This is a genomic window from Roseibium suaedae, from assembly GCF_900142725.1.
Lineage (GTDB): Bacteria > Pseudomonadota > Alphaproteobacteria > Rhizobiales > Stappiaceae > Roseibium > Roseibium suaedae.
In genome coordinates this window covers 53,130-75,130 of the sequence record NZ_FRBW01000009.1, presented here as the reverse complement: position 1 = coordinate 75,130, position 22,001 = coordinate 53,130, and the positions used below count along the sequence as shown (strand labels likewise).

Below are 22,001 nucleotides of genomic sequence, written 5' to 3'. Positions count from 1 at the left end.
GCCCGTGGCCGCACGGACGTGCCGAAGATCGTCGACTGGTACATGGACGGCAAGATCGAGATCGATCCGATGATCACCCACACCATGCCGCTCGATGACATCAACAAGGCCTTCGACCTCATGCATGCCGGAGAATCCATCCGCTCCGTCATCGTTTACTGACGCGGCTTGGGGGCAGAGCAATGGATGTTGTCTCGGAAAACCGGTGCTTTGGCGGGGTTCAGACCGTCTACCGGCACCGGTCCGCCACCTGCGGCGTGGATATGACCTTCGCGGTCTATCTGCCGCCGGAGGCGGAAAATGGTCCGGTTCCGGTGCTGTGGTACCTTTCGGGCCTGACCTGCACGCATGAAAATGCCATGACCAAGGGCGGGTTCCAGGAACATGCTGCCGAGTATGGTGTGGCGCTCGTCTTTCCGGACACCAGTCCGCGCGGGGAGGGCGTTGCCAATGATGAGGCCTATGATCTGGGGCAGGGTGCCGGCTTCTATGTCAATGCCACCCAGGCTCCCTGGAAACCGCACTTCCGCATGTATGACTATGTGGTCAACGAGTTGCGGCAGGACCTGCCCAAGGTGCAGCCCTTCAGCGGGGCTCATGGCATCACCGGCCATTCCATGGGCGGGCATGGGGCTCTGACGATTGCCCTGCGCAATCCGGGCCTGTTCCACTCTGTGTCGGCCTTTGCCCCCATTGCCAATCCCACCCAGTCGGATTGGGGCCGCAAGCAGTTCTCCGCCTATCTCGGAGACGATGAGGCGGTCTGGGCGGATTACGACGCAACGATCCTGCTGGGTGAACGGGGCTGGAAGGGTGACATCCTGATCGATCAGGGTACGAGCGACCAGTTCATCGATCTTCTACGGCCGCAAGCGCTGGCAGAGGCGATGGCAAGCCGCCGCCAGCCCGGCGTGGTGCGCCTGCAGGAAGGCTATGATCACAGCTATTTCTTCGTATCGACTTTTGCCGGTGACCACGTCCGTTGGCATGCGGAACGGCTTTACAACCTGGGGCGTGACTAGGAAGCAACCCTGACAGGAAAGACAGGGTGCAACGCTGCAAAATGCGTACCTAAGTGGGTCTTTTCGAGGCTGGTTCTGGCAGGCAGAGTGATCAGGCAATGTCAGAGCGACGGCAGTTTCAGGCGGGCCCGTTGCCCGCCTCCCGGCCGCAGGCTGGAGCTGATCCCGGGAGAGGACGGGATGGTTCCAGTGGTTCCGGAGCACCTCGGGTGTGGAGCTGCAGAGGTGATTGATCCGATCCTGCCCGGGCAGTTTCCAGGGGCGATTGTGTCGGTCAGAAGTGTTTTACCGCTGGTGCATTGAGGGGCCTGGCGTGAACCGGGAAAGGGAGGAGACAAGGCAAGCGCATGCGAGAGGCTTCGTGATGCTGACGCCGCAAGGATGCTGATCCGGGAGAGAGTGGATCCGTCCGAGCGCACATTCAGGAGCATTCCGACAGCCGTTTTTCAAACCGTCTTATCACCATGGGAGGTGGAGATGAAAAGGTTACTGACCGCCGTAGGTATGCTGGCTCTGTGTGCTGGCAATGCAATGGCAGATGCTGAATTGCAGAAGATGATGGATGACCCGAACCAGTGGGTGATCCAGACCGGCGATTACAAGAACCAGCGCTATTCCAAGCTGGATCAGATCACCAAGGACAACGTGAAGGACCTCCAGGTTGCCTGGACCTTCTCCACCGGCGTTCTGCGCGGCCATGAAGGCTCCCCGCTGGTGATTGGCGATGTGATGTATGTGCATACGCCGTTCCCGAACATCGTTTATGCCCTCGACCTGAAGAACGACGGCAAGATCCTCTGGAAATATGAACCCAAGCAGGATCCGAACGTCATTCCGGTGATGTGCTGCGACACGGTGAACCGTGGTCTGGCCTATTCCGATGGCAAGATCTACCTCCATCAGGCCGATACCAAGCTGGTGGCGCTGGACGCCAAGACCGGCGCGGAAGCCTGGAGCGTCGTCAATGGCGATCCGTCCAAGGGCGAGACCAACACCGCGACCGTCATGCCGGTCAAGGACAAGGTCATTGTCGGGATTTCCGGTGGTGAGTTCGGCGTGCGGGGATCTGTGACGGCCTATAACACCAAGGACGGCTCCCTGGCTTGGCGCGCCTATTCCATGGGACCAGACAGCGACATTCTGGTCGACCCGGAAAAGACCACTCATCTGGGCAAGCCGGTGGGCAAGGATTCCGGCACGAACACCTGGGAAGGTGATCAGTGGAAGATCGGTGGCGGCACCACCTGGGGTTGGTATTCCTATGATGCGGAAGAAAACCTGATCTATTACGGAACAGGCAACCCATCGACCTGGAACCCGACCCAGCGTCCCGGTGACAACCGTTGGTCCATGACCATCATGGCCCGCGATGCGGACACCGGTGTTGCCAAGTGGTTCTACCAGATGACCCCGCATGACGAGTGGGACTATGACGGCATCAATGAAATGATCCTCACGGAGCAGGAAATTGATGGCAAGACCCGCAAGCTGCTGACCCACTTCGACCGTAACGGCTTCGGCTATACGCTCGACCGTGTCTCTGGTGAGCTGCTCGTCGCCGAGAAGTATGATCCGGCGGTGAACTGGGCAACCGAAGTCGTCATGGACAAGGCCTCCGACCAGTATGGCCGCCCGCAGGTGGTTGCGGAGTATTCCACCGAGCAGAATGGTGAAGACACCAACTCCACCGGCATCTGCCCGGCGGCACTCGGGTCCAAGGACCAGCAGCCGGCATCCTACTCGCCGGATACGGAACTGTTCTACGTGCCGACCAACCACGTCTGCATGGACTATGAACCGTTCCGCGTCAGCTACACGGCAGGCCAGCCCTATGTGGGTGCGACCCTTGCCATGTATCCGGCTCCGAACAGCCATGGCGGCATGGGCAATTTCATTGCCTGGGACGGCAAGAAGGGTGAGATCAAATGGTCGATCCCCGAGCAGTTCTCCGTCTGGTCCGGTGCTCTGGCAACCGCTGGCGGCGTGGTCTTCTACGGCACGCTGGAAGGCTATCTGAAGGCCGTCGACGCCAAGACGGGTGATGAGCTTTACCGCTTCAAGACCCCGTCTGGCATCATCGGCAACGTCATGACCTACACCTCCGATGGCAAGCAGTATGTGGCGATCCTGTCGGGTGTTGGCGGCTGGGCCGGGATCGGCCTTGCAGCCGGTCTGACCAACCCGAACGACGGTCTGGGCGCCGTGGGCGGCTACTCCGCTCTCAGCGACTACACCGCCCTCGGTGGCCAACTGACGGTCTTCAAGCTTCCGAACTAAGCGAACCCCGATGACGGGACAGGCTGGCGCGGGCAACTGCGCCAGTCCTTCACCCAGAGAAGGAAATTCAATGCGAAATTCGGTATTGCTGCTCGCAATGGGGATGATGCTGGCAACCGGGCAGCCGGGTCTTGCTGACGATGCAGAGCTGATTGCAAACACCAAGGCGGACCACGAGGAAAATGGCCGCTGGTATACTTCGGACGACATCCCGACCTACAAGATTGCCGAGGATGGCACGGTCGACTGGCCGACGTTCTCCGGGTTCCGCCGCTACAATGCTGAGTGCTTCCAGTGTCACGGCCCGGATGGGGCAGGTGGCTCCTATGCACCGGCGCTGGCGACCTCCGTGATGGCGATCGACTATTACAAGTTTTACGAGACGGTTGTGAACGGCAAGCAGGAGGTGAATGCCTCCCAGAATCTGGTCATGCCCGCCCTCGGGGAAAACAAGAACGTCATGTGCTATCTTGATGATATCTATACCTATCTTCGTGCCCGTGGCACCGGCGACCTCGGTCGTGGCCGCCCGGCGAAGAAGGAAAAGAAGACGGACGCCTTTGTCGAGAATGAAAATGCCTGCATGGGCGAATAAGACCAGTCTGACAGGTTTCGTCCGAGCCGGGGTTGTGGCCCGGACGAAATCCGTTGCCTGCTTGCGTGGGCGGCTGAAGGCAGATCTTCTTGCCTCCCTGCTTGCAGGCGTGTTGACCTGTGCCGCTGCCTCCGGTCTTTCCGGAGCGGCACTGGCTCAGACCTCGGATCTCGTGTCTCATACGGCGTTGCGGGTCTGCGCCGATCCGGCGAACCTGCCCATGTCCAATGAGGCGGGCGAAGGTTATGAGAACAAGCTTGCCGACCTGATTGCGGACCGCCTCGACCTGCCGGTGGAATATACATGGTATCCGATGGCGACCGGGTTCATCCGCAACACGCTTCGGGCCAATCGCTGCGATCTGGTGATGGGCTATGCCCAGGGGCACGAGATGGTGCTCAATACCAATCACTACATGACCTCTGCCTATGTGCTGATCGTGCCGAAGGACAGCCCGCTCGCCGTTGTGACGGCCATGTCGGACCCTGCTCTAAAGGGTCATGTGATCGGCATCATTGCCGGCTCACCGCCAGCAACCCATATGGCCCGCAACGGCCTGATGATGAAGGCAAAGCCCTACAATCTGGTCGTCGACCGGCGGTTTGAATCGCCCGCAGTCGATATGCTCAAGGACCTGAAGAAGGGCGATATTGACGCTGCGATCCTGTGGGGACCGATTGGCGGTCCGCTGGTCAAGCAGGACTATCCGGGCTTCAAGGTCATACCGCTCACCCAGGAGACCCTGCCACCGCGCCTGTTCTATCGCATCACAATGGGTGTACGGCAGGGCGAAAAGGTCTGGGAGCACAAGCTGAATTCGCTGATCCGGCGGAACAAGGCCGAGATCAACGCGATCCTGCAGGAGGCAGGCGTGCCGCTCATGAATGACATGGGGACTGGCCCGCTGGAGGCTGGAAACTGAGAGCTTTCGCCTGACGTCGGCAGCGAAATTGCCTCTGGACGTCAGGTGCAGTCGTGACTTCCCGGCTTGGGGAACAGAAAGGCGGTGCGGTGTGAGGCGGCGGTCAGAACTCTGGTTCCGCTGGAAAGCGAAGCATCCGGGCGACCCATCGCGTTCGCTCGGAAACCGGAATGCCTGCCTCACCGGGGCTGCCTTGCTGATCGTCTCTGCCTTGCTGATCGCAGATGCGGGACTTGTCCGGGCAGATGAGACACCGGAGCCGGATGGCTACCGGGAGGACGCCTATCGCGGTCCCGTTCCAGCGACCCTTGAAGGGGCAACGGTCGTGACAACGGCACAGGCGGTCCAGCTCTGGAAGGAGGGAAACACCGCCTTCATCGACGTGCTGCCGCAAGCGCCGAAGCCTGAAAATCTGCCCAAGGGCACCATCTGGCGCGACAAGCCGCGCCACTCCATTCCAGGCGCAATGTGGCTGCCCAATGTCGGCTATGGCCGCCTCGCGCCGGTTACTGATGCCTATTTCAAGTCCGGGCTTCAGAAGGCCACTGAAGGCAATTCGGATCATCCGGTGCTGTTCTTCTGTCTGGACGAATGCTGGATGTCCTGGAACGCGGCAAAGCGCGCGCTCACCTATGGCTTCTCGCATGTCTACTGGTATCCGGAAGGCACGGACGGCTGGACCTTCGACGATCAGCCGGTGGAGGATCTGAAGCCAGAGGTGTTTCCGGAGTGAGGTCGGATATTTCTCTTCTTTACCTGATCAAATACCAGGATTGCGACAAGCATCCCATCCTTCGAGACGGGGCTTTGCCCCTCCTCAGGATGAGGGAAATCTTGCAGAAATACTCGGTCTCACCCCGCGGACGCCCTCATTCTGAGGAACCGCGAAGCGATGTCTCGAAGGTAGAAAACCGGGGGCTTTGCATTGTTCAGGTTGCAGAAAAGATACCCGCGCTTCGATGTCAATATCTCCGTTCTCAGGAACGCTGGAAACGGACCGCGGCTTTTCCTCAGGTCGTCATCCCGCACTTGATGCGGGATCCATGCCGTTCCGTTTCCAAGAGGAACAGCTTTTCTGAAAGGCAAGGTTACGGCATGGATGCCATGGCCAAGACATGGCAGGACGAAGAAGGAGAGGCCCCTTTGCGCGAGGGTGTCTGGTGGTAACTTGCGGTAATTTTTAATGTATAAGTTTAAAAATTTTAATTAAAATACTGAAATTAAACCAAATCAATATCCTGGAAGCGTCACTTCAGCGTCGGAGGTGGCTCCGTTCGTGTCGAGCAGATGAACGCCTGCGGTGCGGCCGCCGGGGGGGATGGTGAGTTCCAGTCTCGGGTTTTCGCTTAAGGAAATGCTGCCGGTGATGTCCACATAGGGCGCGCCATTGACCGAGATGTTCAGGGTGTCGATGAAGCGGGCGGGAATATAGAGCAGGGAGATCTGGTCCATCTGCATGCCCGAGTGGCTCGGGTGTTTGATGTCGACGGTGAGATCCAGATCCTTGTCCGCTCCGCTCAGAACGCTTGCCGCGAGGCCGCTGGCGCTCTGGTTTTCAGCCAGTGGCGCGGTCTTCAGGGCAAGCTCCATCTGCCCGAGGGTTTTCAGAGCCTCCTTCGGGTCTGTGCCGGGAGGGGCCGCGCAGGCGCCCTGACCAGAGGTCTTGACGAAGCCCTCCGCCATGAAGCGCTGGCCATTGTCGAGGGTTGCCACGGCATGAACCGGCGTCGGCCCGTTGATGCGGAAAGTGCCGGTGATCTGAAACCGCTGGATCGGCTGGGCAAATTGCAGCCTTGCGGAGACGGGCATGGGGTTCTCGTCCAGGATCACGTCAAGACCCGTGACGAGCAGACCTTCCGGCGCCTGAACGCTGGTGGTCAGCAGTGTGCGGGAATCATTGCCGGTCCGGTAGGGAGCCTCCAGCTTCAGGACATCCGGGCTTTTGGCCAGGAAAACGCTGCCATAAAGCTCGGACCTGAGGTCCTGCCAGGTCGATGTGTCCGCTGCCTGCGCTGGCCTTGCGGCAACAAGCGCTGCGAGTGCCAGAAGGCTGACGGCGGCCGTCCCAGGCCGGGCAAGAGCTTCGCCTAGTTTGATGCGCGGCATGGAGTGTCTCCTTCGGGAAACTCGGCGATGAACTGACCGAAGGCGCGTGGACCGTCGCCGGTTTCGATTTCGCCCGTGACTTCAAGGCTCTTCGGATCGGTCAGGCTGACGGTGTTCGAGAACCAGTTGGTCGAGACGATCAGGTCGCCTGTGGGCGTTGCCTGGATGCCTTCCGGATATTCGCCCACATCCAGCACGGTTTCCGGTTTCAGGTCGGCGAGCCCATAGATGCTGAGCGTATCGGCATATTGATCTGTGACAAAGGCCCGGCCGCTGGCAAAGGCAACCCCATAGGGGCGCTCGCCAACGGGAACTTCCGCGATCACGGCAAGGCGCCCGGGATCGATGACACTGACGGAATTGGAGCCCACATTGGCCACATGCAGCCGGCCATCCGGCGCGGTTGCCAGTCCGTAGGGGCGCTCGCCCACCGGCACCTGGCCAATGGGATCAAGATCCGGCAGGGAAAAGAAAGAGACCTGGTTTGCGTCCCGGTCGGCAGAGGCAACCCAGCTCTGGTCTGCGGCAACTGCAATTCCCGCGGGAGCACTACCGGTTTCAAGTTCGCGGATCAGCCGGAAGCTTGCCGCATCCACCACATGAAGACGGGCATTGTACCAGTCGGAAACGAAGATCAGGCTTTTGGGAGCTTGCTCGCCGGATTCCTGTTCCACTTTGGCCGCGACGGCAATGCCAGTCGGCCCGCCAGGAAGCTGAAGGCTCGCGGTCTCGGTGCAGGTGGCAAGGGAAAACCGGCGCAGGGTCTTGCTGTCCGGACTGACCGTGAAGAAGCTTCCCAAGCTTGGGGTAACGGCGACCCCGGCCGGTTTGCCGGGGACAGGCACACGGCGAATTTCGGTTCGTGCGCCAAGGTCCAGAACGCTCAGGTCGGAACTGTTCTGATTGGTCACAAACGCGAAGGCCCCGGCATGGGCCGGGGCGCACGTCATCAGGCCGGGCAGGGCGAGGAGAACAGCCATGCCCGCGCTGAGACCTTTGCTGCGGTCACTTCTTCGCAAAACGGTCCGAGAGCGCATCAAGACCTGCCTGATAGACCGCGCTGACCGCGGCAATCGCCGCTTCGTCATTGAGGTTTTCCGGGGGATCGTTGTTCGGATAGCCGCGATAGAACGCGCCCTTCCACTCGATAAGCGAGCCGCCATCCTTGCCGGGCTTCACGGTCAGGTGGGACGAGTAATTCGTCACCGGCAGCACTTCGACCTTCACGTCGGTGATGCGGTAGGAATAGGTCATCTTCGTCGCGTCATATTTGTAAAGGACTTCGGAAATCGTCGGTCCGCCTTCCTTTTCAAGGGTGACGACCCGCGTCGCGTCGATGTCATTACCGCCTTCGCCCTTGGTGGAGAAGACCGCCGGATGCCAGCTCATGTCCTGGAAATTGCCGATGACTGCCCAGACATCGGCGGGAGCTGCAGGCACTTCCGTCGTGAGCGTGACCTTCTGGCGGGTCGGGCCATGCGCCTCGGAAGGGGTCAGGGCGCCAGAAAGGGCCACTAGACCTGCAGCCAGTACGGCAAGCCATGCAAACCGGAAGGGTTTGCGGCGTGGCTCGCGGTCCGCGAGGACTGCTGAAAGGTGGCTGAACGTTGGAAGCATTGGGACCTCACGTCTTGAAGAATGCATTCTTGAGGATGTAGCGCATGCCGCGCTGCCAGGAATCATCCGTGTTGGAACGGATATCGACAGACCGCGCCCGGACGATCTTGCCGGACGGCACCTCGCGCATGACGAGGTTCATGGACAGGATCAGGTTGGAAACCTTCTGCACCAGGCCGGTGACCACATAGGAAGCGTCTGTCTTGGCAGCCATCCGCACCTCGCAGCCGTAGCAATTGCTCGGGTTGACCGTGCGCGCCAGTTCGTCCGCTATCGGCGCCAGATCGACGAGGGTCAGGCCTTCCTTTTCAAACCGGTCACGGACCATGTCCTGCAGCATCAGGGTGCGGCGGGTTTCGTCTTCCCGCACGCCGTTCATCGCACCTTCCGTGGAGGTGTCCAGAAAGGTCAGGCCGAGAAAGGCGACCTTCGCACCTTGCGCGATGACGGGCGGAACTGGCGGGGAGGGCTGTGATGAAGTGGTTGCGGGGGCCGCCTCTGCCATGCTGATGAAGAGCGATGGAAAACCGGAGGGACCTGCAGGAAAGGCACCGGGCCACATCCCTTTCCCGAAGGTGCCACTCACGATCAGAACGGCACCGAAAAGGCAGCTGGAAAGGGTTGAAAACCGGGTCATGAGTGCATTCTAGGAGCGCTCACATGTGCCGCAATGGCTCCTAAAGTATCGGTTTTTCAAACAGGGGTACATCTGGCAAGCTACGTGAAAATAAAGACTTAGGGGAGACGTTCATGAAGGCCTTGCGCCTTGTGGTTTTGCCATGGGTCTGCTGCACCCTCCTTGCCGCGGCAAGCCTCGCCAGCACCTTTTCCTCGGCTCATGCTCTGGAGATCAAGACCGGCGTGCTGAAAGTGGAATACCCGGCTCTCCCCCCTGTCTCCCGTTATGATGAAGTTCCTGAAGATCTCGGATTTGCCGGTGCGCAGCTCGGCAATGAGGACAATGCGACCACAGGCAGTTTCCTCGGTCACAGTTTTGCTCTGGATACCCGAACGGCGGCGCCTGAGGCAGCGGAAGCTGCGGTGAAGGACATGGTTTCCTCCGGTGTGCACACGCTTGTGCTCATTGCCAACGGAGCGGACACGGAGCGGCTGGCCAAGGCTGCGGGGGATGGGGTGATTGTCTTCAATGCGGCAGCCCCAGATGATGATCTCAGAGGCGAAAAATGCCTTGCCAATCTGCTTCATGTGGCGCCGAGCCGGGCCATGCTGGCCGACGCGGTGGCCGAATTCGTGCTTTGGAAGCGCTGGCCCCGCTGGTTCCTGATCGAGGGATCCAATCCGGCCGACAAGGCGCTTGGAGAGGCTTACCGGCGGGCAGCCGTGAAATTCGGCGCAAAGATCGTGGAAGAGCGGGTGTTCGAGGACACAGGCGGCTCGCGCCGGACGGATAGTGGCCTCGTAATGGTGCAGCGGCAAATCCCGGTCTTCACCCAGGATGCGGAAGAGCATGATGTCGTGATCGCTGCCGATGAAAGTGATGTCTTTGCCCCCTATCTGCCGTTTCACACCTGGACACCGCGTCCGGTTGCAGGCTCTGCGGGCCTTCGGCCTGTCACCTTCCATGCAGCCCATGAGGCCTGGGGCGCGACACAGTTCCAGCGGCGGTTTGAAAAACTGACGGGGCGCTATGTCCGGCCGGTCGATTACAACACCTGGCTGGCCGTGCGCGTCGTCGGCGAAGCCGTCACACGCACCGGCAGCGATGATCCGGCCGCCCTGCGGTCCTATGTGCTGGGCAAGGATTTCGAGCTTGCAGCGTTCAAGGGGCAGAAGGTCACCTTCCGCGATTGGGACGGCCAGATGCGCCAGCCGATCCTTCTGACCGACAGCCGCATAACCGTCAGCGTTTCACCGCAGGAAGGCTTCCTGCATCAGTTTTCGCCCTTGGACACACTTGGTATCGACCGGCCCGAGACGTCCTGCAAGGCTTTCGCCCAATGAGGCGTGAGGTGAGGTTTGACATGAGCATGTTCCCGCTGTCCCGTTCCATCCTGTTTGGCAGTGCCGCCTTGACCCTGGCGCTCGGCTCCTTGCCGTCCGAGGCCTTTGCCAACAAGGTTTTTGTCTCCAACGAGCGGGGCAACACGGTTTCCGTCGTCGACAGTGCCACATGGGAGGCCGTGGCAGAGTTTCCGGCCGGAAACCGTCCTCGCGGGATCGGCATCAGCCCGGATGGCAAGCATCTCTACGTCTGTGCTTCGGATGATGACGCCATCAAGGTCTTTGATACAGAGACCTATGAGTTCCTTTGGTCCCTGCCGTCCGGACCGGATCCGGAACTGTTTGTCGTCAGTGCCGATGGCTCCAAGATCTATGTCTCCAACGAGGATGACAATCTGGTGACCGTGGTCGATACGCAGTCCAAGACCGTGGAGGCGGAAGTGCCGGTGGGCGTGGAGCCGGAGGGCATGGCACTGAGCCCGGACGGGAAGTTCATCATCAACACGTCCGAGACCACCAACATGGCGCATTTCATCGACAGCGCCGATTACAAGATCAAGCACAATATCCTGGTTGACCAGCGTCCGCGTTATGCCCGTTTCACCAATGACGGCGCCTTGCTGTTCGTCTCTTCCGAGATCGGTGGAACTGTGTCCGTGATCTCCATGACCGGGGAAAGCGGGCCGGAACTGAAGACCAAGATCAGTTTTGAAGTGCCGGGCGTGCTGCCGGAATGGCTGCAGCCGGTGGGCATGCGGGTGACGGCGGACAACAAGTGGCTGTTCGTTGCGCTTGGGCCGGCCAACCGGGTGGCGGTGATCGATGTGGAGACCCTTGAAGTGGTCAAATACATCCTGACCGGCCAGCGGGTGTGGCAGCTGGAGTTCACTCCGGGCGAGGCGAACCTTCTGACCACAAACGGCAACTCCAACGACATTACTGTGATCGACGTTGCCTCTCAGGAGGCGGTGAAGTCAGTGCAGGTCGGCCAGCAGCCCTGGGGGGTGGTGGTCGCACCGGATTGAAGGACGCTGCAGAGGGCAGCAGCAGAGTGAAAGAGATGGGCTTTTCCGGAGGAGCTGCAGGGACCTGCGGTGGAAGCAGCCCGTCACATCGGGAGGACTGGTGATGATCGGTTTCGGGAAAAGCCACAGGGCCATCGGCACCCGTATGGCAGACGGGCGCAAGGCACATTCCTGGCTTCATGGCATGCGGGGAAGCATGAGCGCTGCAGCCCTCGCGCTGCTGGCTTTCGCCCTGCCTTGTGGTCAGGCCGGGGCGGCTGAAACCACGGTCCGGGCAGCAGTCCTGAAGACCGGGACGGTCAACTGGGAGCTGGATACGATCCAGCGAGCCGGTCTCGACAAGGCCAACGGCTTTGAGCTGACCCTCCAGCCCTATGCGGACAATGGCGCGACCCGGGTTGCACTGGAAGGCGGGCAGGCGGATGTGATGGTCGCGGACTGGCTCTGGGTTGCAGTGCAACGGGCGGCGGGCAAGGACTATGTCTTCCTACCCTATTCAACCGCCGTGGGGGCCATCGTCGTTCCCAAGGACAGTCCGGCCAAGAGCCTGTCTGATCTGAAGGGCAAGAAGATCGGCATTGCTGGTGGGCCGCTGGACAAGAGCTGGCTGATCCTCCGGGCCTATGCCAAGAAGGAATACGGCATGGATCTGGCCGGTGAGACCGAACAGGTCTATGGCGCTCCGCCCCTGATCTTCAAATCCGCTCTCGATGGGGAGACGGATGCGGCCATCAATTTCTGGCACTTCCTTGCCAAGATGAAGGCGGCCGGCATGCGGGAACTGGTTTCCGTCGGCACGGCCTCGGTGGCTCTCGGCCTTGATCCGGATATTCCGCTGCTCGGCTATGTCTTCAAGGAAAGCTATCTCGCGGATCATCCGGATGTTCTGAAGGGGTTCTATCAGGCGTCCCGGGGCGCAAAGGAGCTTCTTGCGTCTGATGACAGTGCCTGGGAAGCCCTGCGGCCGATGATGAATGCCAAGACGGATGCGGAATTCACCCAGCTGAAGACCGATTATCTCGCAGGCGTTCCGAAAGCCGGACCGGTCAACGAGGATGGGGCTGCGACCTTCTTCAAGCTGATGGCTGATTATGGCGGTGAAAAGCTGGTCGGAGACACGGGCGCCCTGCCTGCGGGTCTCTTTGCCAAGGTCGAGTAACGTCCTTGCAAAGCCAGTCCGCCCGGTTTCTGTCTCTCTTCTGTCTCATCGGCCTCTGGATCGCGGCGTCGGCCGCACGCGGCGATCCCTCGGTCCTGCCATCGCCGGTCAACCTGCTGGAGCCGTTCTGGCGGGAGCTGACGCAAGGCCCGCTGCTTTATCATCTGGGCAGGACGACCGGACGGGTGGTGCTGTCTTTCCTGCTGGCGATGGCTGCGGGCACGGCGCTTGGTCTTGTGATGGGAACGCGGCCAGCGCTCGACAAGTGGTTCGATCCCTGGCTGGTGGTGTTCCTGAACCTGCCGGCCCTTGTGCTGATCGTGCTCTGCTATCTCTGGATCGGCCTGAACGAGACGGCGGCCATCGCCGCGGTGGTTCTGAACAAGATCCCGAATGTCGCGGCGCTGGTGCGCGAAGGCGCGCGGGCGCTCAGCCCGGATCTGAAGGCCATGGCCACGGTCTACCGCATGCGTCCGTCCACCTATCTGCGCCACGTGGTTCTGCCCCAGATGGGGCCGGTTCTCACAGGGGCTGCGCGGTCCGGCATAGCCGTCATCTGGAAGATCGTCCTTGTCGTGGAGTTTCTTGGCCGGTCGAACGGTATCGGCTTCCAGATCCACCTCTATTTCCAGCTCTTCGATGTGCCGATGGTGCTGGTCTATTCCTTCAGCTTCATTGCCCTGATGCTCCTTGTCGAGGCCCTGATGCTGCAGCCGGCAGAACGGCGGGCAACTGCATGGAGGCGGGCATGATCCGCGCCGACATCAGGTCCAAGTCGTTCGGTCCTCTGCAGGTTCTGAAAAACATCCGGTTCGAGGTGAAGCAGGGGGAGTGCCTCGCCATCCTCGGTCCTTCAGGTGTCGGGAAATCCACCTTGCTGCGGCTGGTCGCGGGGATCGACAAGGGGTTCGAGGGGAGCATCCAGCGGCCGGAACGGATTGCCTTTGTCTTTCAGGAGCCGACGCTGCTTCCCTGGCGCAGCGCCATCGACAATCTTCTGCTGGTTCATGAGGGCCTGAGCCGGGAGGCCGCACAGGCCATGCTGGTGCGCACGGGCATTGCCGACAAGGCGGATGTCTATCCGGGCCAGATGTCACTTGGCCAGCAGCGGCGCCTGGCGCTGGCCCGTGCCTTTGTTGGCCAGCCGGAACTGCTCATTCTCGATGAGCCCTTCGTGTCGCTCGACGACACCACCGCCGATCAGATGCTGGATCTGACGGCCGATCTCTTGCGTGACGTGCGCCCCGCGGCGCTTCTCGTCACCCATGACAAGCGGGAGGCAGACCGACTTGCCACCCGCATGCTTCAGCTTTCGGGGAAACCCGCAAGTCTTGGACCCGTTCCGCAAACATTTTCAGGCGGACGGGCCTATCAATCCGGGAGGAAATAGTAATGAAGTCTCTTTTCAAGCCGCTCCTGGGCGGTCTCTTGCTGTCAGCTACCATCTGCACACCTGTTCTCGCCCATGAATTCGGCTTTGCCGGCATTCTGGAAAAAACCAACAAGGAAGAGCTGCCGGAGCTGACCCTGTCCAGCGGCAAGCCGGTGGCTGAAGGGCCATGGACGCTGAAATCCGGCAAGATGTACGAGGTCGAGATCGTTTCCGACGGTACAGCGGAACTCGGCCTTGAAGGCTCCGGCTTCTTCCGCGCCATCTGGATCAATGAAGTGGTGGTCAACGGCCTGGAAATTAGGCCCTATGGCATCGAGAGTGTTGAGTTCGATGAGGCGGGCACCATGGAAATCGAGTTTCTGGCGATCAAGCCGGGGCGCTATTTCCTGCGCCAGCCGGGGACGGACGGTGAAAGCCAGCGCGTCGAAATCGTGATCGAGTAACGGATAGCAGGGTCAATGAGCGTCTTTTCCGTTGAGGATGTCAGCTACAGTTATGGCAGCCGGAAGGCGCTGGACCATGTGTCGATCGAGCTTGGGGCAGGGCGCTTCTGTGCCCTGCTCGGACCAAATGGTGCCGGAAAGTCGACGCTGTTCAACCTTTTGACCCGGCTCTTCGTCACGAGCGAGGGCCGGATCCGCATTGCAGGGCATGATATTGCCCGGGAGCCGCGCCAGGCGCTCGCCCGGCTTGGGGTCGTCTTTCAGCAGCCGACACTTGATCTCGACATGAGCGTTGAGCGCAATCTGGCCTATTTCGCCGGGCTTCAGGGTCTATCCGGAAAGCAGGCCCGCATGCGCTCTGCCGCTGCACTGGAGCGTCTGGGCATGGCCGAGCGGGCCAGGGAAAAGGTCCGGGCTCTCAATGGCGGTCATCGCAGGCGGATGGAAATTGCCCGCGCCCTGATCCATGAGCCTGCCGTCCTGTTGCTGGATGAGCCGACCGTGGGACTGGACGCCCCGAGCAGGGCGGCCATCACCGATCATGTCCATGATCTGGCCGACAGCGGTCTCCTGGTGTTCTGGGCCACCCATCTTGTCGATGAGATCCGGGAAGAGGATGAAGTCGTTGTGCTGAACAAGGGCAGGGTTCTGGCGCAGGAGACGGCCGGGCAGCTTGCCGGAAGCGGCAGTTTGACCGAGGCCTTCGTGCGGCTGACGGCCTCAGGGGAAGCGCCCCCTCCCTCCGTGTTGACAGGTGCGGAGGCAGGGCGATGACAAATGGCATGGCAAACGACAGGGCAAGGGGCATGGGGGCCTATGTGGTCGCGCTTCAGGCTATCACCACCCGCGAGGCCCTGAAGTTCCTGAACCAGCGCAGCCGGTTTCTGGCGGCCCTGGTTCGTCCGCTGGTCTGGCTGGTGGTCTTTGCCGCCGGGTTCCGGGCAGCGCTTGGCCTGTCGATCATCCCTCCCTATCAGACCTACATCACCTATGAGGTCTATATCGTGCCGGGGCTCTGCGGCATGATCCAGCTGTTCAATGGCATGCAGTCGTCCCTGTCCCTTGTCTATGACCGGGAGATGGGCTCCATGCGCCTGCTTCTGACCAGTCCCTTGCCCCGCTGGTGGCTGCTTTTTTCAAAGCTGCTCGCCTCCACACTGGTCTCTATTCTTCAGGTCGCCGTGTTCCTGGTGGTGGCGTTCCTGTTCGGCATCAAGATGCCGCCTCTGGGCTATGGCCTGGTGCTGCCGGCGCTGGTCCTCAGCGGCCTGATGCTGGGTGCGCTCGGTCTTCTGATCTCCTCGACAATCAGTCAGCTGGAGAATTTCGCCGGCGTAATGAATTTCGTTATCTTCCCGATGTTCTTCCTGTCCAGCGCCCTTTATCCCCTCTGGAAGATGGCGGAGAGCTCGTCACTCCTTCGCGATATCTGTGCTCTGAACCCCTTCACCCATGCGGTCGAACTGATCCGTTTTTCGCTCTACGGACAGTTCAACGGCATGGCTCTGGTCTGGGTCTGTGGTGCCTTTGCCGTGTTTTTTGCCGGTGCCCTGATTGGCTACGATCCGGCTCGGGGCATGATCCGGGGCAAGGGGTAAGGCTAGCTCTGGCTGCGGGCGATCTGCCACCCGGCCCAGGACTGGCTGACAGGCATGACTTCCAGTGCGTTGATGTTGATGTGCTTGGGCTGGGTTGCCACCCAATAGACCGTGTTCGCGATGTCCTCGGGCTGGATCGCGTGCGCCCCGCCATAAAGCGCATCATAGGCGGCCTTGTCGCCGCCGGTGCGCACCAGGGTGAACTCGCTTTCGCACAGGCCGGGTTCGATAGAGGTGACGCGGACACCCTTGCCATGAAGATCCGAGCGAAGGCCAAGCGAGAACTGGCGCAGGAAGGCCTTCGTGCCGCCATAGACATTGCCGCCGGGATAGGGCCAGCTTGCGGCAATCGAGGAAATATTGACGATCACGCCTTTGCGCTCGATCAGCACCGGCAACAGGGCGTCGGTGATGGTGACGAGACCAGTGACATTGGTGTCGATCATGGTCTTCCAGTCGGAGAGCTTTGTGTTGGGCGCCGAAGCCGTGCCCAGCGCCAGACCCGCGTTGTTGACCAGAACGTCGATATTGGAAAAGGGCGCCTCCAGTCTTGCGAGTTCCCGTTTCATGGCCGTTTCGTCCGTGATGTTGAAGACCAGCCCTAGAAAGCTGCTGCCCAGCTCAGCCCCCAGTTCGTCCAGCCGCTCCTGCCGCCGTCCTGTGCCAATCACGTTCCAGCCGTTCCGGGCAAATAGCCGGGCGGTGGCCTGTCCGAATCCGGAGGTCGCGCCTGTGATGAGAATGGTTCCGGTCGTCATGGAGGCTCCTGAGTGAAGGGCTATGGGGTTGGGGAGGCGTAGGAGATAGAAATCTAAGGTGTCTTCCCGGACGCAGCGAAGCGAAGATCCGGGACCGGTGAGCCCCAGGCTTTTCGCAGACAAAAGGATGAAACAGACGGCTTTCTGGCTCTCCGGTCCCGGCTCGCGCTCCGCGCGTCCGGGATGACGAAGGATGAGTTTGTTGACCTGTCCAAGTTTTACGTCCGCTTCCAAGGCGCTGCACCAAAGACTAGCGCCCGCCCTGCCGTCCGGCAAAGCCTCAGGGCCGAAATCCGGCGCCTGGCCCTCATGAATGTCGTCACTGGCTCTAAGTCCTGTTGCCGCTTCGCTTCTATGGGTTGGAGGATCTTTCCGTCTTCAGGGACACATTCCGATGAACGATATGTCTTTCTCCATGGACCATCACTGGCTGCCTTTCACCAACAACAAGCTGTTCCATGCGGAGCCGCAGATGTTCCAAAAGGCCAAGGGCGTCAGGTACTGGACGCCGGAGGGCAGGGAAATCCTGGATGGATCCTCAGGGCTGTTCACCTGTGCCGCGGGTCATGGCCGCCAGGAGATTGCCGAGGCCGTCTATGCCCAAATCCAGGAGCTGGACTACACGCCTCATTTCCAGAGGGCGGCTCCCATCTCGTTCAAGCTGGCGGAGAAGCTGGCCGGAATTCTGCCCGAAGGTCTGGACCGGGTGTTCTTTGCCTCTTCGGGATCCGAGGCGGTCGACAGTGCCATGAAGATCTGTCTGGCCTATCACAAGGCCAAGGGGGAACCGCAGCGCACCAAGTTCGTCTCCCGCGCCTGGGGCTATCACGGCGTCAATCTGGGCGGTACATCGCTGGCGGGCATGGTCGGAAACCGGCGTGATTTTGGCGGGGTGACCTGTGATGTCGTTCACATGCGCCACACCTGGAACGAGGAGCAGCGCTTCACCAAGGGCCAGCCGGAAGACGGCGCTGATCTGGCGCTGGACCTTGAGGAGATCTGCAAGACCTACGGTCCGGAGACCATCGCAGCTGTTTTCGTTGAGCCGATTGCCGGGTCCATCGGGACGGTCGTGCCGCCAAAAGGATACCTCAACAAGCTTCGAGAAATCGCTGATAAATATGGAATTCTTCTGGTCTTTGACGAAGTGATCACGGGTTTCGGCCGCACTGGGTCAGCCTTTGCCTCTCAGGAATTCGGTGTGACGCCGGATGTCATGACCATGGCCAAGGCGCTGACCAACGGGGCCATCCCGATGAGTGCTGTCGCGGTCAAGCGTGAGATCCAGGAAGCTGTGATTTCCTCGGTGCAGGCCGACCGGCCGGAGCTGATGCATGGCTATACCTATTCGGCTCATCCGGTTGCCTGCGCTGCGGCCCTGGCCACGCTGAAGATCTACGAGGATGACAAGTTGTTCGAGCACGGCAAGGCCTTGTCCGAGGTGTTTCTGGACGGCGTGTTTTCCTTGCGCAACCTGCCGCAGGTCTCGGACCTTCGCGGCTATGGCATGATGTCCGGCATTCAGTTGACGCCGGGCGACACGCCTGGAGCGAAGGGATCGATCGTCCAGCGCCGTCTCTTCGCTGAAGGCCTGCATGTAAAGGCTACCGGCGATGCGCTGATCTTCGCCCCGGCACTCGTCAGCACGGAAGATGATCTGGCCGCCATGGTGGACGTGCTGCGCAAGGTTCTGGGCGCGTCGGATCTCTGAAGAGGCAATTTTTCTGCTGGCTCTTTCCTTTCCTGCACGATGCCCGCTTCAGTCGGCTGGCAATACCTCTCCTCCGTCATGCCATGGCTTGACCATCGCATCCATGCCGAGACCGTAGACCGATCGACCACTTCAATTTGAGGAGCCGAAACGGCATGGATCCTCGGGTCAAGCCCGAGGATGACGGCCGAGAGGCGAAGTGTGTCAGCTCATAAGAGACGAATGCAAGGACAGGCGGGACCCGGTTGAATGGCCTTCAATTGGGAGCGGATACATTCTTCGGATGCTGTCAGTTGGATGAAATCAAAGTCTAGGCAATGGCAACGGCCGGGCGGCGGGAAGGCGGGCCTGGTCGTCTTGCTGCGAGCATCCGGGTGATGACTTGCGCCAGCCGCTCAAGGCCGGGTGTGATCTGGTCCAGGCTCACGGCACCAAAACCGAGGCGGATGCAGTTCTTCGGCGGGGCCTGATCCAGGAAGTGGATGTCTCCGGCCTCGACCAGAACGCCATTGCGGGCGGCCTCGGCCTGTAGGTCTCTGGCTGGAAGATCGGCCGGAAGCTGCAGCCATACGGCCGATCCACCGGTGGTCTGGGTGACTGCGCACATGGGCAGAAGCCTGTCGACCTCCTGAAACACGCGCCGCCATTTGCCTGAAAGGTCCTTCCGCTGGCGGCGGATGTGGGCGTCGTAGTGGCCTTCGGCAAGAAACAGGGCCATCGCCCTTTGATCCTGTGCCGGAGGATGGCGGTACATCAGCCGCCGGAGCACCCGCATTTCCTCGATAATGGCTGAACTTGCCGCGACAAACCCCAGGCGAAGCCCCGGGAACAGCGGCTTCGACAGACTGCCGATATGGATCACCCGGTCCGACCGGTCGAAGCTCTTCAAGGCTGGCCGCTGTGCGCCGACGAAATTCAGCTCATGCTCATAGTCATCTTCAATGATGATGAAGTCATGTGTGTCCGCTGCTGCCAGCAGCGCCAGGCGCCGCTCCATGGACATGGTCACATTGGTCGGCGACTGGTGGCCGGGGGTGACATAGACCACCTCCGCTCCGGACAGGGCACCGGTGACCCGCATGCCGTTCGTGTCCACCCCGTGGGCCTTCAGGCTGGCGCCAAGGGACAGGAAGATGTTGCGGGCATCCACATAGCCCGGATCCTCGATGTCGACCCGTGACCCCGGCGAACAGAAGAGGCTCGCGGCAAGATAGACCGCATTCTGGGCGCCAATGGTCACGAGAATATTCTCGGGCGCGGCCCGGAAGCCGCGCTGCGGCAGGACCCGGCGGATGATCTGGTCGATCAGCATCGGATCGTCCCGGTCCACCAGATCGCTGATCCATGTGGGAGCATGCTGGGCGGTGCCTGCCAGGCGCACGCAATCGCGCCAGCGGGTAACCGAGGTCTTGTCCGCAAGGGTCTGGCCATAGACGAAGGGAAACTCGAAGCGGCGCCAGTCGTTCGGTTTGGTGATGTGGCTCTGGCCGGTGAACCGGTAGCGGAGCTTTGCCTCCAGATCGAGAGGGCGTGCTTCCGTCGGCAGGCTGTCCTTGAGCTTGGCATCCTGGCGGATGGTCAGCTGTTCGCGCAGGGCCCGCTCGTTGATGAAATAGCCCCTGCGGTTGACGGGCATCAGATAGCCGTCGGCAGCAAGGCGTTCATAGACCAGAGAAATCGTGTTTCGCGAGACCTTGAATCTGGCTGCGAAGACGCGGGTGGCGGGCAGCGGCTCATGCAGAGGCCAGACGCCAGCCAGGATCGCCTCGATCAAGCGTTCCTGAATCTGATGCTGCAGGCGGCGGTTGGGGTCGAACGGCTTTTCAAAAAAACTGGCAAGCATGATGTTCCCGGTGACCGGCTGTTGGGCGCTTTCAGGCCCTTGCAATCATCATCTGCCTATTTTTTAGAATTGCAAACCCAAAAGGCAATTCTGGCTCCATAGATTTCAAGCCCTGGCTCTAAGGTCGGTTTTTGCGCCGCAATAGTCTCGAATGAAAGCGGGAACCGGACCCGAGGAGCACATCAGCATCCACCATAAACGCGGCCGGTTCCGTTCCAGATTGCGAACAGCTTGGGGTCTCCAGGCGGAACAGGGGAATGTCATGACAGGTACACTCAAGGGCTTCGTGCCCAGCAGGCGTCAATTCTTGAAGACCTCCGCAGCTGCGGGTGCAGGCCTTGCCATGCCCGCAATCGTCAGCTCGAGCGTTCTGGCGTCTTCCGGTGAAATCAACATCATGATGTGGTCGGACTATCTGCCGGAAAGCTTCGTCAACGGCTTCACGGAAAAGACCGGCATCAAGATCAATTTCACCGGCATCGGCTCCAATGACGAGATCATCAACAAGCTCAAGGCCACCAATGGCGAGGGCTTCGATATCGTCTCGCCGACGGTGAACCGGAACCTTCTGTGGAAGGATCTGGGCCTGCTGCAGCCTTTCGACATGTCCAAGGTTCCGCTCGACAAGGTCAATCCGTCCATGGCTCTGGGGGAGACCCATTGGAATTTCGACGGCAAGGGCACCTTCTGGCTGCCGCATATCTGGGGCACGGAAGGCATCGCCTGGCGCACGGATGCCTTCACACCGGCAGGTGAGTTCCCGAGCTATTACGATGTCTGGGACGAAGCCAATGCGGGCAAGACCATGGGCCGCGCCCATTCCATGCTGCTCGGTCTCGGCCTCGGCCTTGAACGCCGGGGCGAAATGGAGGCCGGATCCATCTGGGCTGCCTATGAAACCCCGGAAAAGATGGACGAAGTCTGGTCCAAGCTGATCGAGGTCGCCCTCAAGAAGAAGCCGAACATCAAGCTTCTTTGGAACGACGCAGATACCCAGAAGAACGGTCTGCTCAATGAAGGTGTCGTGGTCGGCCAGACCTGGGACGGCCCGCCGCTGGCGCTCAAGACTGCCGGTGAACCGGTCATGTACCGGGCACCTGTGGAAGGGGCGATGGCCTGGGTGGACGGTATGGCCATGCCGACCGGCGCCAAGAACATCGACCAGATCTATGCCTTCATCGATGCAGCCTATGATGCCAAGCTTGCGGGCGAGGCCATCAAGACCCACGGCTACAACTCTCCGGTCATTGGGGCTGCCGAATTCGGCGGCGAGGTCTATGCGAAGAACTTCGCCGATGCCTATCCGGGGGAAGCTCTGGCCAATCTCAACGCCTGGCCTGCGGAAGCTCCCTGGTATTCCGAAAAGCGGACGGAATACGCCAACAAGTTCATGTCGGCCTGACGGCTGGACCTGATCTGACTGGAAACTCCCGGCCGGGCAGTCCGCTGCCCGGCCAAGGGAAACATGTGTCCGCAGTGCAGGATCGCGATCCCATTGACCGGGTGCAGGATTGCCTGCCGGCCGGAAACGGGTCGATGCAACGACCTTTCCTGCGGCCCGCGCCAAGGC

The 22,001-nt window shown here is 60.6% G+C and carries 21 protein-coding genes and 1 pseudogene; 16 read left to right on the top strand and 6 right to left on the bottom strand.

Annotation, left to right across the window (positions count from 1 at the left end; genetic code table 11):
* The 6 genes and pseudogenes from BUA94_RS23475 to BUA94_RS22770 form a co-directional block, all read left to right on the top strand.
* Window positions 1-162, top strand: a pseudogene (locus BUA94_RS23475) (S-(hydroxymethyl)glutathione dehydrogenase); the annotation flags it as partial.
* Window positions 163-182: 20 nt separating this feature from the next.
* Window positions 183-1,022: an S-formylglutathione hydrolase gene (gene fghA / locus BUA94_RS22790; RefSeq protein ID WP_073015712.1), complete on the top strand. Its 840-nt coding sequence runs from the start codon at window positions 183-185 to the stop codon at window positions 1,020-1,022.
* Between the two features lie 477 nt (window positions 1,023-1,499).
* Window positions 1,500-3,299: a lanthanide-dependent methanol dehydrogenase XoxF5 gene (gene xoxF5 / locus BUA94_RS22785; protein ID WP_073015711.1), complete on the top strand. Its 1,800-nt coding sequence runs from the start codon at window positions 1,500-1,502 to the stop codon at window positions 3,297-3,299.
* Window positions 3,300-3,369: 70 nt separating this feature from the next.
* Entirely contained in the window at window positions 3,370-3,894 is a 525-nt protein-coding gene (locus BUA94_RS22780) for a c-type cytochrome, methanol metabolism-related (protein ID WP_073015709.1), read from the top strand.
* Window positions 3,875-4,816: a substrate-binding domain-containing protein gene (locus BUA94_RS22775; RefSeq protein WP_084082212.1), complete on the top strand. Its 942-nt coding sequence runs from the start codon at window positions 3,875-3,877 to the stop codon at window positions 4,814-4,816. The genes BUA94_RS22780 and BUA94_RS22775 overlap by 20 nt, the downstream gene beginning before the upstream one ends.
* A 196-nt stretch (window positions 4,817-5,012) precedes the next feature.
* Window positions 5,013-5,549 carry a PQQ-dependent catabolism-associated CXXCW motif protein gene (locus tag BUA94_RS22770; RefSeq protein ID WP_073015751.1) on the top strand — a complete coding sequence of 179 codons (537 nt, stop codon included), beginning with the start codon at window positions 5,013-5,015 and terminating at the stop codon, window positions 5,547-5,549.
* A 497-nt stretch (window positions 5,550-6,046) separates the two neighbouring features.
* Here the strand turns inward: BUA94_RS22770 and BUA94_RS22760 are convergent, their stop codons facing one another.
* From BUA94_RS22760 to BUA94_RS22745, 4 genes are read right to left on the bottom strand one after another with little or no spacing between them, the layout of a single operon-like run.
* On the bottom strand, window positions 6,047-6,922 hold the full coding sequence (locus tag BUA94_RS22760) for a quinoprotein dehydrogenase-associated SoxYZ-like carrier (RefSeq protein ID WP_084082210.1): 876 nt from the start codon (window positions 6,920-6,922) through the stop codon (window positions 6,047-6,049).
* The gene (locus tag BUA94_RS22755) at window positions 6,904-7,902 is read right to left on the bottom strand and encodes a YncE family protein (RefSeq protein ID WP_073015706.1); all 999 of its coding nucleotides are present in this window, start codon (window positions 7,900-7,902) and stop codon (window positions 6,904-6,906) included. The genes BUA94_RS22760 and BUA94_RS22755 overlap by 19 nt, the downstream gene beginning before the upstream one ends.
* 25 nt (window positions 7,903-7,927) lie before the next feature.
* Window positions 7,928-8,539, bottom strand: a complete 612-nt coding sequence (locus BUA94_RS22750) for an SRPBCC family protein (protein ID WP_084082208.1) — start codon at window positions 8,537-8,539, stop codon at window positions 7,928-7,930.
* Window positions 8,540-8,546: 7 nt separating this feature from the next.
* Window positions 8,547-9,176: a DUF3280 domain-containing protein gene (locus tag BUA94_RS22745; protein WP_235860680.1), complete on the bottom strand. Its 630-nt coding sequence runs from the start codon at window positions 9,174-9,176 to the stop codon at window positions 8,547-8,549.
* Window positions 9,177-9,289: 113 nt separating this feature from the next.
* Here BUA94_RS22745 and BUA94_RS22740 point away from each other — a divergent pair, with 113 nt between their 5' ends.
* The 8 genes from BUA94_RS22740 (at window position 9,290) to BUA94_RS22705 (ending at window position 16,119) form a co-directional block, all read left to right on the top strand.
* Entirely contained in the window at window positions 9,290-10,501 is a 1,212-nt protein-coding gene (locus tag BUA94_RS22740) for an ABC transporter substrate-binding protein (RefSeq protein WP_073015704.1), read from the top strand.
* A 26-nt stretch (window positions 10,502-10,527) separates the two neighbouring features.
* On the top strand, window positions 10,528-11,526 hold the full coding sequence (locus BUA94_RS22735; RefSeq protein WP_073015743.1) for a PQQ-dependent catabolism-associated beta-propeller protein: 999 nt from the start codon (window positions 10,528-10,530) through the stop codon (window positions 11,524-11,526).
* A 184-nt stretch (window positions 11,527-11,710) separates the two neighbouring features.
* Window positions 11,711-12,685 (top strand): ABC transporter substrate-binding protein, encoded by a 975-nt coding sequence (locus BUA94_RS22730; protein WP_408011984.1) that lies wholly within the window; start codon window positions 11,711-11,713, stop codon window positions 12,683-12,685.
* Between the two features lie 5 nt (window positions 12,686-12,690).
* Complete coding sequence (locus BUA94_RS22725) at window positions 12,691-13,437, top strand: ABC transporter permease (protein WP_073015702.1); 747 nt, start codon at window positions 12,691-12,693, stop codon at window positions 13,435-13,437.
* Window positions 13,434-14,075, top strand: a complete 642-nt coding sequence (locus tag BUA94_RS22720; protein ID WP_073015738.1) for an ABC transporter ATP-binding protein — start codon at window positions 13,434-13,436, stop codon at window positions 14,073-14,075. The genes BUA94_RS22725 and BUA94_RS22720 overlap by 4 nt, the downstream gene beginning before the upstream one ends.
* 2 nt (window positions 14,076-14,077) lie before the next feature.
* On the top strand, window positions 14,078-14,521 hold the full coding sequence (locus BUA94_RS22715; RefSeq protein ID WP_073015700.1) for a hypothetical protein: 444 nt from the start codon (window positions 14,078-14,080) through the stop codon (window positions 14,519-14,521).
* 15 nt (window positions 14,522-14,536) lie between these two features.
* Window positions 14,537-15,295 (top strand): ABC transporter ATP-binding protein, encoded by a 759-nt coding sequence (locus BUA94_RS22710; protein ID WP_073015698.1) that lies wholly within the window; start codon window positions 14,537-14,539, stop codon window positions 15,293-15,295.
* Between the two features lie 32 nt (window positions 15,296-15,327).
* Window positions 15,328-16,119, top strand: coding sequence for an ABC transporter permease (locus tag BUA94_RS22705; protein WP_073015736.1), 792 nt, complete (start codon window positions 15,328-15,330; stop codon window positions 16,117-16,119).
* Between the two features lie 2 nt (window positions 16,120-16,121).
* Here BUA94_RS22705 and BUA94_RS22700 read toward each other — a convergent pair whose 3' ends face one another.
* A complete protein-coding gene (locus BUA94_RS22700; RefSeq protein ID WP_073015696.1) occupies window positions 16,122-16,877 on the bottom strand; it encodes an SDR family NAD(P)-dependent oxidoreductase in 756 nt (251 codons plus the stop codon).
* 394 nt (window positions 16,878-17,271) lie between these two features.
* Here BUA94_RS22700 and BUA94_RS22695 point away from each other — a divergent pair, with 394 nt between their 5' ends.
* Complete coding sequence (locus BUA94_RS22695) at window positions 17,272-18,588, top strand: omega-aminotransferase AptA (protein ID WP_208980212.1); 1,317 nt, start codon at window positions 17,272-17,274, stop codon at window positions 18,586-18,588.
* Between the two features lie 310 nt (window positions 18,589-18,898).
* Here the strand turns inward: BUA94_RS22695 and BUA94_RS22690 are convergent, their stop codons facing one another.
* On the bottom strand, window positions 18,899-20,431 hold the full coding sequence (locus BUA94_RS22690) for an aminotransferase-like domain-containing protein (RefSeq protein WP_073015732.1): 1,533 nt from the start codon (window positions 20,429-20,431) through the stop codon (window positions 18,899-18,901).
* A 262-nt stretch (window positions 20,432-20,693) separates the two neighbouring features.
* Between BUA94_RS22690 and BUA94_RS22685 the strand changes: the two genes are divergently transcribed.
* A complete protein-coding gene (locus tag BUA94_RS22685; protein WP_073015694.1) occupies window positions 20,694-21,833 on the top strand; it encodes an ABC transporter substrate-binding protein in 1,140 nt (379 codons plus the stop codon).
* The last annotated feature ends 168 nt before the right edge of the window (window positions 21,834-22,001 follow it).

Excerpts from the sequence above, each read along its gene's own strand:
- BUA94_RS22735 (WP_073015743.1), top strand. The coding sequence starts at position 10,528 with ATGTTCCCGCTGTCCCGTTCCATCCTGTTTGGCAGTGCCGCCTTGACC.
- xoxF5 (WP_073015711.1), top strand. The coding sequence starts at position 1,500 with ATGAAAAGGTTACTGACCGCCGTAGGTATGCTGGCTCTGTGTGCTGGC.
- BUA94_RS22690 (WP_073015732.1), bottom strand. The coding sequence starts at position 20,431 with ATGCTTGCCAGTTTTTTTGAAAAGCCGTTCGACCCCAACCGCCGCCTG.
- BUA94_RS22710 (WP_073015698.1), top strand. The coding sequence starts at position 14,537 with ATGAGCGTCTTTTCCGTTGAGGATGTCAGCTACAGTTATGGCAGCCGG.
- BUA94_RS22780 (WP_073015709.1), top strand. The coding sequence starts at position 3,370 with ATGCGAAATTCGGTATTGCTGCTCGCAATGGGGATGATGCTGGCAACC.
- BUA94_RS22720 (WP_073015738.1), top strand. The coding sequence starts at position 13,434 with ATGATCCGCGCCGACATCAGGTCCAAGTCGTTCGGTCCTCTGCAGGTT.
- BUA94_RS22700 (WP_073015696.1), bottom strand. The coding sequence starts at position 16,877 with ATGACGACCGGAACCATTCTCATCACAGGCGCGACCTCCGGATTCGGA.
- BUA94_RS22685 (WP_073015694.1), top strand. The coding sequence starts at position 20,694 with ATGACAGGTACACTCAAGGGCTTCGTGCCCAGCAGGCGTCAATTCTTG.
- BUA94_RS22760 (WP_084082210.1), bottom strand. The coding sequence starts at position 6,922 with ATGCCGCGCATCAAACTAGGCGAAGCTCTTGCCCGGCCTGGGACGGCC.
- BUA94_RS22730 (WP_408011984.1), top strand. The coding sequence starts at position 11,711 with ATGCGGGGAAGCATGAGCGCTGCAGCCCTCGCGCTGCTGGCTTTCGCC.
- BUA94_RS22775 (WP_084082212.1), top strand. The coding sequence starts at position 3,875 with ATGCCTGCATGGGCGAATAAGACCAGTCTGACAGGTTTCGTCCGAGCC.
- fghA (WP_073015712.1), top strand. The coding sequence starts at position 183 with ATGGATGTTGTCTCGGAAAACCGGTGCTTTGGCGGGGTTCAGACCGTC.
- BUA94_RS22715 (WP_073015700.1), top strand. The coding sequence starts at position 14,078 with ATGAAGTCTCTTTTCAAGCCGCTCCTGGGCGGTCTCTTGCTGTCAGCT.
- BUA94_RS22750 (WP_084082208.1), bottom strand. The coding sequence starts at position 8,539 with ATGCTTCCAACGTTCAGCCACCTTTCAGCAGTCCTCGCGGACCGCGAG.
- BUA94_RS22740 (WP_073015704.1), top strand. The coding sequence starts at position 9,290 with ATGAAGGCCTTGCGCCTTGTGGTTTTGCCATGGGTCTGCTGCACCCTC.
- BUA94_RS22695 (WP_208980212.1), top strand. The coding sequence starts at position 17,272 with ATGAACGATATGTCTTTCTCCATGGACCATCACTGGCTGCCTTTCACC.
- BUA94_RS22705 (WP_073015736.1), top strand. The coding sequence starts at position 15,328 with ATGGGGGCCTATGTGGTCGCGCTTCAGGCTATCACCACCCGCGAGGCC.
- BUA94_RS22745 (WP_235860680.1), bottom strand. The coding sequence starts at position 9,176 with ATGACCCGGTTTTCAACCCTTTCCAGCTGCCTTTTCGGTGCCGTTCTG.
- BUA94_RS22755 (WP_073015706.1), bottom strand. The coding sequence starts at position 7,902 with ATGGCTGTTCTCCTCGCCCTGCCCGGCCTGATGACGTGCGCCCCGGCC.